Annotated in this window: 6 protein-coding genes; 3 read left to right on the top strand and 3 right to left on the bottom strand. The window is 74.9% G+C overall.

Annotated features, from left to right (window positions below):
• Positions 1-668 precede the first annotated feature (668 nt).
• Together ABEA77_RS29970 and ABEA77_RS29965 are read right to left on the bottom strand one after the other, a co-directional pair.
• On the bottom strand, positions 669-932 hold the full coding sequence (locus ABEA77_RS29970; RefSeq protein ID WP_345654475.1) for a hypothetical protein: 264 nt from the start codon (positions 930-932) through the stop codon (positions 669-671).
• Positions 933-1,232: 300 nt separating this feature from the next.
• Positions 1,233-2,117 carry an SGNH/GDSL hydrolase family protein gene (locus ABEA77_RS29965; RefSeq protein WP_345654472.1) on the bottom strand — a complete coding sequence of 295 codons (885 nt, stop codon included), beginning with the start codon at positions 2,115-2,117 and terminating at the stop codon, positions 1,233-1,235.
• Positions 2,118-2,837: 720 nt separating this feature from the next.
• Between ABEA77_RS29965 and ABEA77_RS29960 the strand changes: the two genes are divergently transcribed.
• From ABEA77_RS29960 to ABEA77_RS29950, 3 genes are read left to right on the top strand one after another with little or no spacing between them, the layout of a single operon-like run.
• The gene (locus ABEA77_RS29960) at positions 2,838-3,740 is read left to right on the top strand and encodes a glycosyltransferase family 2 protein (protein ID WP_425588418.1); all 903 of its coding nucleotides are present in this window, start codon (positions 2,838-2,840) and stop codon (positions 3,738-3,740) included.
• Positions 3,737-4,765, top strand: coding sequence for a glycosyltransferase family 2 protein (locus ABEA77_RS29955; protein WP_345654469.1), 1,029 nt, complete (start codon positions 3,737-3,739; stop codon positions 4,763-4,765). Before ABEA77_RS29960 ends, ABEA77_RS29955 begins: the two co-directional genes overlap by 4 nt.
• A 38-nt stretch (positions 4,766-4,803) precedes the next feature.
• The gene (locus ABEA77_RS29950) at positions 4,804-5,574 is read left to right on the top strand and encodes a polysaccharide deacetylase family protein (protein WP_345654484.1); all 771 of its coding nucleotides are present in this window, start codon (positions 4,804-4,806) and stop codon (positions 5,572-5,574) included.
• 173 nt (positions 5,575-5,747) lie between these two features.
• Here ABEA77_RS29950 and ABEA77_RS29945 read toward each other — a convergent pair whose 3' ends face one another.
• Positions 5,748-6,128, bottom strand: a complete 381-nt coding sequence (locus tag ABEA77_RS29945) for a GntR family transcriptional regulator (protein ID WP_345654466.1) — start codon at positions 6,126-6,128, stop codon at positions 5,748-5,750.
• Positions 6,129-6,287: the final 159 nt, after the last annotated feature.

Below are 6,287 nucleotides of genomic sequence, written 5' to 3'. Positions count from 1 at the left end.
TGCCCGCCGCGGGCGTCCTGCCCGTGCCCCCGGCCGCGAGGAGGCCCGCATCGGTGCTCGACCACCACGAGGAGGGCCCCGAGGGGCAGTTCGCGCTGCTGTGACGGCCGCGGGGCCGAACCGTGCGGCCGGGCGCCGGAGTCACCGCCCGGCGCCCGTGCGCGGGGAGGCCGATCGCCGACCGCCGCGCGCTCGAAGCCGGTCGTCGACTGCGGCACGCCGGAAGGGGACCGTCTGCCGCACGTGCCGGGAGGCGGATCGTCGGCTGCGGTGCACGCACGTGCGGGCCGTCGGCTGCCGTGCGCGGGACGGGACCGGTCACCGTCCTTCCTGGGCGGTCCTCACCGTACGGTGCGGCGCTTGGCGGGCGCGAACGCCCGTCGGGCGGCGGCGGGCCGTGGCGGCCGTGCGCGAGCGGGGGCGTCGTCAGACGGTCGACCGGACCGTCGCGACCGTCGCGCGCCGTGCGCGAGCGCGTGCGGGGCGGGGAGGCACGGGCTCGGGCACGGCACGGGAGCGTACGGGGCGCGGGCGGGCGTCGCGGGACGCGGCTACGGGCGCCGCACGGGTGGGCACGGCGGCCGTCCGGCCGCGCGGGGACGCGGCGGCCCGGACGGATACGCCTGTCCTGCCGTTCCGGGGCGGCGGGCCCGGACAGGCGCGAACGCTCAGTCGCGGTTGCCGAACAGGGAGCGCCGCAGCCGGCGCAGCGGAGCGAACAACGAGACCCTGGCACTCCTGCGCTGAGGGGTGCGCGTGTGGTCGCGCGTGGTGAGTTCCCGCATCAGCAGCGTCGCCTCAGCCGCCTCACTCTGGGACACGACGGGACCGCCGAGCACCGCGAGGTGGCGGTCGAGACGCGAACTGGTCGCGCTCGTCCCGCACGTGATCGCAGGGACTCGCGCCCTGCTGTGCGCCGTTATCTGCTTCATCTCACTCCCCACCCGTACGACTGGGCCCGGCCCCGGGCAGATTAACCCTATCGCTACGCCACGACACCCGGGTATCCCCGCCCCCGGGATCAACCGCACTCGTAAGTGTTGCGCTGTTCCGAATATTTCAGGGCGAGTTGGACACTTCGCCCGCCAACTCCCTTGCCAGATGTCCGGTTCATTCCGTTACGCGCGAGAACCGCCCCTCCTATCTTCCCCCGGAACGGTCTCCGTCACGCCTGCCGGGCGCCGCCGGAGCGCCCCGCCCGGGGCCTCGCGGGCCACCGGACGGGGCGGGGGTCAGGACGCGGCGGCGGTGAAGACCGGCAGGTAGCCGCCGGACTGGCCGGCGGCCGTGGGGTGGTACGACTCCTCGATGTCCAGGACGTTCACGCTGTGCAGCCAGACGGTGCCCGCGGCGCAGATCTCGTGCCCGGTGAACGCCTGGGTGACGTCGGCGAAGGTGAAGCCGTGGTCCGCGGCGCGCTTGGCGGTGACGGAGTTGATGTGGTCGGCGGCGTTGTTGATCGCGGAGCGCTTCGCCTCGCTGAGGCCCACGACGCAGGAGCCGTTGAGCGCGTAGAAGCGCGGGTAGCCGAGGACGACGACGTGTGCGTTCGGGGCCTTGGCGCGGATGTCGCCGTAGAGGGTGTCCAGTGCGCCGGGGAGCGTGTTGTCGATATAGCTGTTGGCGGTGGCGATGCCGCTGAGGCAGGTGGCCTCCGACTTGAGGACACATGTCGTCATGACGTCGGAGAATCCGGCGTCGTTGCCGCCGATGGTGATCGAGACCAGGTCGGTCGCGGAGCTGAGGGCCGTGAGCTGACTGGACTCGACATCACCCGTTCGAGCGCCCGAGCAGGCGACGAAGTTGAAGGTGGCGGGGGCGTGGGCGGCGGCCCACAGGGCGGGATAGCCGGCCGAGCTGCGCTTGCAGTCGCCGCTCGCGCTGTCGTAGCTGCCCGAGCCGAGACCCGAGGAGTACGAGTCCCCGAGCGCGACGTAGTCGGTGCCCGCGGCGGGCGCGGCCTGCGCCGCCGCGGCCGTGGAGAGGGAGAGCGCGAGGCCCGCTGCGAGCGCGGACACGAGGGCGCCGAGTCTGCGCCGGCGGGGGCGCGGCGCCCGGCCGGGGGCCGCGGCGGAGGGTGCGCCGGAGGAGAGCGAGATGGAACGGGACAGTTTCATGGAACCTCCCCTAACAGTTCTGACCGCCACTCAGCGGTGTGCGGCCGTCAACTGTCGTACCAGCGGACCCCCTCCATCGGAAGTGGCCATGACAGCGATATGTCGGTTCGCCGACCTGTCGCCCAACGCGCCCGCGCACGGACACGCCACGTACGGGGCACATGGCACGCGCGTACGGCGAGCACGGCGCACACGGCACCCGTGCACGGCGAGCACGGGGCGCGCGCACGGGGCGCACAACGAGCACGGAAAGGGGCCCGCGAAAACACCTTCGGGAAAACCGCCGGCGACTTCCGGCGACCACTGGGGCGGAAGAAAACCAGTGGGACGGAACGCGACGTGCAAACACCCGGCGGGGAAGGGCCAATACACCGAAAGGCAAGGCCCGTTACCCGGTCTTGCCCTACAGTCCCTTTCGTCAATATCGTCGTACATCACCCGCATCGGTCCTTGACGCATACCGGCAAAAGGGGAGGGCTCGAAAGGCCGGAGGGACCGAGGCGGAGCGCGGTAGGGGGGTGCCGCACCCGGTGTCCGCGACAGGCGTCGCGCCTGCGCGGACGGCGCCGAGTCGCGGCTGCGCGCGGCCAGTTGGACCAACTCAGCAGGGTGCGCGGAGTCCGCTGCCGCCTGCCCGGCCCGAGAGCCCCCCTTTCGAACCGGAAACCCAGCCGGACCGCCCGGGGACGGGCGGCCCGCCGGACGAGAGGGAATTGCATCGTGAGCTCCATTCTGCGCCCGGTGGTCACGGACCTCGACGGGTCGGCACAGCCTCACAGGGGCGCCGGGGAGTACCGGCCGATCTCGTCCCATCTCGCGATCGCGCCACCGGTCAGCGTGGTCATTCCGGCGATGAACGAGGCGGAGAACCTTCCGTATGTGTTCAAGACACTTCCCGGCTGGATTCACGAGGTCGTCCTCGTCGACGGCGACTCCACCGACGACACCGTGGCGGTGGCCGAGCGGCTGTGGCCGGGCGTCACGGTCGTACGGCAGCGGGGCAAGGGCAAGGGCGACGCCCTGATCAGCGGCTTCGCGGCCTGTACGGGCGACATCATCGTGATGGTCGACGCGGACGGCTCCGCCGACGGCCAGGAGATCGTCAGCTATGTCTCCGCACTCGTCTCGGGCGCCGACTTCGCCAAGGGGTCCCGCTTCGCCAACGGCGGCGGCACGGACGACATGACCCTGGTACGAAGACTCGGCAACCGCGTCCTGTGCGCGGCGGTCAACGCCAAGTTCGGGGCGCGGTACACCGACCTCTGCTACGGCTACAACGCGTTCTGGCGCCACTGCCTCGACGCCGTCACCCTGGACTGCACCGGCTTCGAGGTCGAGACCCTGATGAACATACGGGTCGTCAAGGCGGGCCTGAAGGTGCAGGAGATACCGAGCCACGAGTACGGGCGCATCCACGGCGTCTCCAACCTGCGCGCCGTCAGGGACGGCCTGCGCGTGCTCGGGGTCATCGTGAAGGAGAAGGGGGTACCGCGCTCGGGCCGCCGCTGGACCGGGCGCCCCGGCGCGTTCGGCGGCGCCCCCGCCGGCCGTACCCCCCTCGGCCGGGCGCCGCTCGGCGGGGAGGTACTCGGCGAGAAGGTGCTCGGCGGGGAGGCGCCGTGAGCGGGGACGTGCGGGCGTACTCGGTGGTGATCTGCGTCTACACCGAGGAGCGCTGGAGCGACATCCTCGCCGCGGTCGACTCGTCGCGCGGGCAGTCGCTCGCACCGTTGGAGACGCTGGTCGTGGTGGACCACGACGAGGCGCTGCGGGCGCGGCTCGCGGCGGTGTTCGCCGCGGCCGAGGGGGTGCGGGTGCTCACCAACGCCGGGCCGCGCGGCCTGTCGTCGGGGCGCAACACCGGTGTGGCGGCGGCGCGCGGGGAGATCGTCGCGTTCCTCGACGACGACGCCGTCGCGGAACCCGACTGGCTGCGGCACTTCGACGCCGCGTACGACGACGAGCGGGTCATCGCGGTCGGCGGCCGCACGCTGCCCGTCTGGGCGTCGGGGCGGCGGCCCGCCTGGTTCCCCGAGGAGTTCGACTGGGTGGTGGGCGCCACGTACCGGGGCCTGCCCGAGGGGCGTGTGCGGGTGCGCAACGTGCTCGGCGGCAACGCGTCGTTCCGGCGCACGGCGTTCGACGCGGCCGGCGGGTTCGCCACCGGCATCGGCCGCGACGGCGGCAGACGGCCCCTCGGCTGCGAGGAGACCGAGCTGTGCATCCGCCTGGCGCGCGCCGTGCCCGGCGCGGCGATCCTCATCGACGACCGCTCGGTCATCCACCACAAGGTGCCGCCCGCGCGGGAGCGGTTCGCGTACTTCAGGGCGCGCGCGTACGCGGAGGGCCTGTCCAAGGCGCTGGTGGCGCGCAGCGTCGGCGCCGCCAAGGGCCTTGAGTCCGAGCGCCGTTACGTGACCCGCGCGCTGCCCGCCGGGGTGGCGAGGGGCCTGTGCGACGCGGCGCGCGGGCGGCCGGGCGGGGTGGGCCGGGCGGCGGCGATCCTCGTCGGCGTGCTGACGACGGCGTGCGGTTACGCCGTGGGCCTGGCCCGCTCCAGAGGCGGCACGGCGGCCTTCTCCCACGGGCCGGCCGGCCCCCGGGAGCGGGCCGCCGCCGTGCCCGGCGGCGGGGCGGGGGCGGCGTGACGGGCCGGGGGCCGCGGGAGGCGGCCGTGCCGGTCCTGATGTACCACGCGGTGGCGCACGAGCCGTCCCCCGCGGCGCGTGCCCTCTCCGTCGCGCCCGGGGCGTTCGCCGAGCAGATGGCGGTGCTGCACGAGCGGGGCAGGACGCCGCTCACCGCGGCGGCGCTCGGCGAGGCGTGGCGGCGGGGCGGCGCGCTGCCGCCCCGCCCGGTGCTGATCACCTTCGACGACGGGTACGCGGGCGTGCACCGGCACGCCCTGCCCGTCCTGGCCGCGCGTGGCTTCGCCGCGACGCTGTTCGTGACGACGGGCTGGCTGCGCGGCACCCCCGGGGCGCGCGGTGCCCCCGACACGATGCTCGACTGGGGCCAGGTGCGGGAACTCGCCGCCGCGGGCGTCGAGATCGGCGGGCACAGCCACACCCACCCGCAGCTCGACCAGCTGGCCGAGGCGCCCCTGCGGGACGAGGTCGAGCGCTGCCGCGACATCACGGCACGGGAGACGGGAACCCCGCCTGCCTCCTTCGCGTACCCCTTCGGCTATGCGGACCGGCGGGTGCGGCGCGCCGTCCGGGAGGCGGGCTTCGCCCAGTCGCTCGCGGTGCGCAACGCCCTGGCCCGCCGGGGCCAGGGCCCGTACGCCCTGGCCCGCCTGACGGTACGCAGGACGACGACCACCGAGCAGTTCGCCCGGCTGGTGGAGGGAGAGGGCATCGCCGGGAGCTACGCCGCCGACCGCGCCCTGACCAAGGCGTACGCCCTGACCCGCAGAACCCGCGCGGCGGCCCGCAGGGCCACCGGGAGGATGTAGGCCGGGGCGTGGCCGGCCGGCGCGGCCGGGGGGGGGTGCACGGCCGCAGCGTGCGCGGGCGGCGCAAGCGGGCGCGGGCTAGCGGCGCGCCGGGACGCGCGCGAGCAGTGCGCCCGGTCCCGCGCGGGCAGGGCGTGCGGGCTCACGGCCTGCGCGCGGGCGGCGGTCCGGTACTACGCCTCCCGCCCGTAGGCCGCGCGCAGGGCGTCGGTCGCGGCCACGCGGGCCTCGTCCTCGGTGAGGCCCAGGCGGCGGGCGCGCTCGGCGAAGGCGGCGGCGGCGCGTGCGGTCTCGTGCGCGGCCGCGTCCCCGGCGGCCGCGACGAACGTGCCGTTGCGGCCGCGCGTCTCGATCACCCCGTCCGCCTCCAGCGCGCGGTACGCCTTCGCCACGGTGTTGGCGGCGAGCCCGAGGTCCGCGGCGAGGCCGCGCACGGTGGGCAGCCGGTAGCCGACCGGCAGGGACCCGTCCCTGGCCCGGTCCGCGATCTGGGACCGCACCTGCTCGTAGGGTGCGGGCCCGCTCTCGGGGTCGATCTCGATCTGCAGCGTCACGCCCCGATTCTCCCCCGCGCGCCCGGCCGCCGGGAAATGCCGCGCGGCCCGCCGCCGCGCGCGTACGGTCTGCCACCATGGCGCTTCTCGTACGCGAACTCGGCCCCGGCGACCCGCAGGACGCCGCGGCGGCGGTCAAGGCCCGGCTCGCCGCGCCGC

Origin of the sequence: Streptomyces tremellae, from assembly GCF_039540215.1 — a bacterium.
Lineage (GTDB): Bacteria > Actinomycetota > Actinomycetes > Streptomycetales > Streptomycetaceae > Streptomyces > Streptomyces tremellae.
Note: the sequence above shows the minus strand (reverse complement) of the source record. Positions and strands in the feature narration are given on the sequence as shown.